Consider the following 3,814-nt stretch of genomic DNA (forward strand, 5'->3'; position numbering starts at 1 on the left):
CATTCCGATTGCTCAATTTTTTTACTGATATGTTCTCCAATGTTCCAGTAGAGATTAATCAATTCGGAATTTACAGCTTTGATTGCATTGTTCCTGGATTGCTTAATGAGTTGAATAATGCTCGTAAACCTTGTATCCATTTTATTTTAATATGCTACAAATTTATGATTTTAAGCCTTAAACAAAAATAGGATGCCAAATAATGACATCCTATTTTATAATTTATTTTAAAATTACCAGAATCTTACGTAAAGTGCGGTCAGTAAAAGAACCGTCACTACAATCATAACCAAAGTTCTGTTATCTACTTTGAACATTGTTGCATCAATCGCAAAAGCCTTTGGATTCACTTTCGGACCAGTTAAACTTATCATCACCATAACAGCAACCGTGATAAAGAATGACCAACCCATATTAATCAGGAACGGAATTTCCGTAATCGTGTGAACCACGCCATTCTCTAATTTTTCATACGTGAAAGCGGTGTATAACCAAGTTTCTTTCCCAAAAATATCGACTGCAAAACTGTTGAAGAAAATCGCCAGTAAAAAGCCTAAAAGAACGCCGACTAAAGCTGCTGTTCCTGTGGTTCTCTTCCAGAACATTCCCAAAAGGAACATCGCAAAGACACCCGGACTGATAAATCCTGTATATTTCTGAATAAACGTGAAACCACCTTCTCCTCCGATTCCCAAAACATCCGTCCAGGTAAATGCCAAAGCAACAGCCATTGCAATGATAATTGCCCAACGTCCTGTTCTTACCATTTCAATTTCGGTTGCATCGGCTTTCAGGTATTTTTTATAAATATCTAAAGTAAAAATCGTGGAAATACTGTTCACTTTTCCAGCCAAAGATGCCACGATTGCTGCCGTAAGTGCTGCAACTGCAAGACCTTTAAGTCCCGTTGGTAAAAACCCTAAAATAGCTGAATAGGCACCGTCTTTCACACCATTGAAACCTGGCAAATGTCCTTTTGTATATAAAACATACGCTGCAATTCCAGGAAGCATTACGATGATTGGCATAAATAATTTCAGAAATCCTGCGAATAAAATTCCTGTTCTTGCGGTTTTCAAATCAGCTCCCAAAGCACGTTGCGTGATGTATTGATTACATCCCCAATAATTCAGGTTTACAATCCACTGACCTGCAAAATACATTGCTAATCCTGGCAGAACCACATATTTCTGAACACTCAGATTTTCCGGCATTGCTAAAGTTGTTGTTGTAACTGTCGGCTTATCAAGCATTAATTTAAAATGTTGTGGTGCTTCGTTCATTAATGTTTGGAAACCTGCAAAAGCATTTCCTACAGCCGCACCGTTGATTCTTTGGTCAACAATTTGAAGAGCCATATAAACCGTTGCAAAACCTCCGATGATCAAAACTGCCACCTGAATAACGTCGGTATATCCGATTACTTTCATTCCGCCTAAACCAATCAGCAAAGCCATCAGAAGCAATCCAATCATAATAATATGTAGATTATCCCCGCCCAATAAAGTATCGATAGCCAAAGCTCCCAGATAAAGAATTGAAGTAAGGTTGACAATTACATAGAGAAACAGCCAGAAAACAGCCATAATCAGAGAAACCGATTTGTTGTAACGGGTTTCCAGAAATTGCGGCATTGTATAAATCTTATTTTTAAGGTAAATCGGAATGAACCAAACCGCAATAATAATCAATGCAATCGCTGCAATCCATTCGTAAGCTGCAACAGCAATTCCTACGAAAAATCCTTCCCCACTCATCCCGATGAACTGTTCTGCAGAAATATTGGACGCAATCAAACTGGCGCCAATCGCCCACCAGGTGAGTGAACCTTCTGCAAGGAAATAATCTTTACTGCCTGTAGATGCGGATTTTTTTCTGTTGTAAATCCAAATTCCGTAACCGGCTACCACCACAAAATAAACAAGAAATATGATGATATCAATAGTTGCTAAGTTTCCCATAATTTATTTTTTAACTGAGAATTTATAAATCGTTTTAGTCTGATATTTTTGTCCCGGCTTCAGCTCTGTTGAAGGGAAAGAAGCCTGATTCGGAGAATCCGGGAAATGTTGGGTTTCTAAGCAAAAGCCTGTTCGGAATTCATTTTTTCCGCCAGTTTTGGTATCAAATTTCCCGTCAAGGAAATTTCCGGAATAGAACTGAACACCAGGTTCATCTGTTAAAACCTCCATCATTCTTCCCGATTCCGGATGATACACTTTTGCGATGCTTCTCAGTCCGCTTCCGTTTAGAATCCAGTTGTGGTCGTAGCCTTTTCCTTTTTTCAACTGATCGTCTGCAGCATTGATATCTTTTCCAATCGGTTTTAAAGTGGTAAAATCAAACGGACTTCCTTTTACCGATTTCTGTTCTCCAGTAGGAATTAAAGTTTCATTAACCGGTGTGAATTTATCAGCATTTATCTGTAATTCGTGGTCAAGAATTGTTTTTGTGAAATTCCCGGAAAGGTTGAAATACGAATGTTGGGTAAGATTAACAACCGTTGCTTTATCCGTAGTTGCTTCGTAAGAAATTTCCAAAGCATTATCATCAGTCAAAGTATATAAAACCGTTGTCGTTAATTTTCCGGGATAACCTTCTTCGCCGTCTGCACTTGTGTATGAGAGTTTTAACGTTGGAGATTTTGCATCTTTCACAGGCTCGATATTCCAGAATTTGGTATGGAAACCTTCTTTTCCACCGTGAAGACTGTTGGGTCCATCATTTTTGTCGATGTCGTAAGTTTTGCCTTCCAACGTGAATTTGGCGTTGGCAATTCTGTTTCCGTAACGACCGATCAACGCTCCGAAGTAGTATGGATTTCCGTCGAAATAATCTTCAGGTTTGGTGAAACCTAAAACAACATCTTCGTACTTTCCGTTTTTGTCGGGAGCCGTGAGTAAAGTGATTATGCCGCCAAAATTGATGACTTCTACCTTCATCCCATTTTTGTTGGTTAAGGTATATTTTTTAATGGAATCGCCCTTTGCCGTCACTCCGTAGTCTGAAACCTGTATGTTTTCCATTTGTTCTGAATCCATTTTTTGATGAGTTTCTTTTTTATTGCAGCCGAAAATACATAAAAGTGCAATAATAATCAGATTATAACTTATTTTTTTCATAGTTTGAATGATTTTGCAAGTCTAACGATAATAAATTTCATTCCAGCGAAGGGTATTCTTGAAATCACGGATTTTTGTATCTTCATCAATAACAAGAGATTCAATCCCTGCAATTTCTGCAAAATCTTCCAACTGTTCTGCACTGATATTTTCACTGTAACACGTGTGATGCGCTCCACCAGCCAAAATCCACGCTTCAGCAGCCGTATACAAATCAGGAAGCGGCTTCCAAAGGACTCTTGCCACAGGAAGTTTTGGTAATTCTTCAGTGATTTCCAACGCTTTTGTTTTATTAATTAAAAGCCTGAAATGATTTCCGAAATCCATCAAAGCGGCATTCAGAGAATCAATATTCCCTCTTGAATTGAAAACGAGACGAACCGGATCAGCCTTTCCACCAATTCCCAACGGATGAATCTCACAAGACGGCTTGTCAACCGCCAAAACAGGGTCAACTTCCAACATATGCGAGCCTAAAACTGAAGGATTTGCTGGATTGAGATGGTACGTATAATCTTCCATAAAAGCATTTCCGCCCTCAAGACCTTGTCCCATCGTTTTCATTGCACGAACCAAAGCCGCTGTTTTCCAGTCGCCTTCTCCGGCAAATCCGTAGCCTTTTTCCATTAATCTCTGAACGGCAATTCCGGGAAGTTGTTCCAAACCGTGCAGGTCTTCAAAAGTATCTGAAA

Annotated in this window: 4 protein-coding genes; all 4 read right to left on the reverse strand. The window is 39.0% G+C overall.

The genetic code is table 11. The features are described from left to right. Nucleotides 1-140: DUF1016 N-terminal domain-containing protein (locus IX38_RS22515; protein WP_117585929.1), on the reverse strand; the 140-nt coding region annotated here is incomplete at its 3' end. A 93-nt stretch (nt 141-233) separates the two neighbouring features. After that, nucleotides 234-1,961 (reverse strand): sodium:solute symporter family transporter, encoded by a 1,728-nt coding sequence (locus tag IX38_RS21750; RefSeq protein WP_034708181.1) that lies wholly within the window; start codon nt 1,959-1,961, stop codon nt 234-236. 3 nt (nt 1,962-1,964) lie between these two features. Beyond that, nucleotides 1,965-3,122, reverse strand: coding sequence for an aldose epimerase family protein (locus IX38_RS21755; RefSeq protein WP_034708182.1), 1,158 nt, complete (start codon nt 3,120-3,122; stop codon nt 1,965-1,967). 21 nt (nt 3,123-3,143) lie between these two features. Beyond that, nucleotides 3,144-3,814: L-arabinose isomerase family protein (locus IX38_RS21760; RefSeq protein WP_034708184.1), on the reverse strand; the 671-nt coding region annotated here is incomplete at its 5' end.

The sequence above is a fragment of the Chryseobacterium luteum genome (genome assembly GCF_000737785.1).
Classification (GTDB): Bacteria; Bacteroidota; Bacteroidia; order Flavobacteriales; family Weeksellaceae; genus Chryseobacterium; species Chryseobacterium luteum.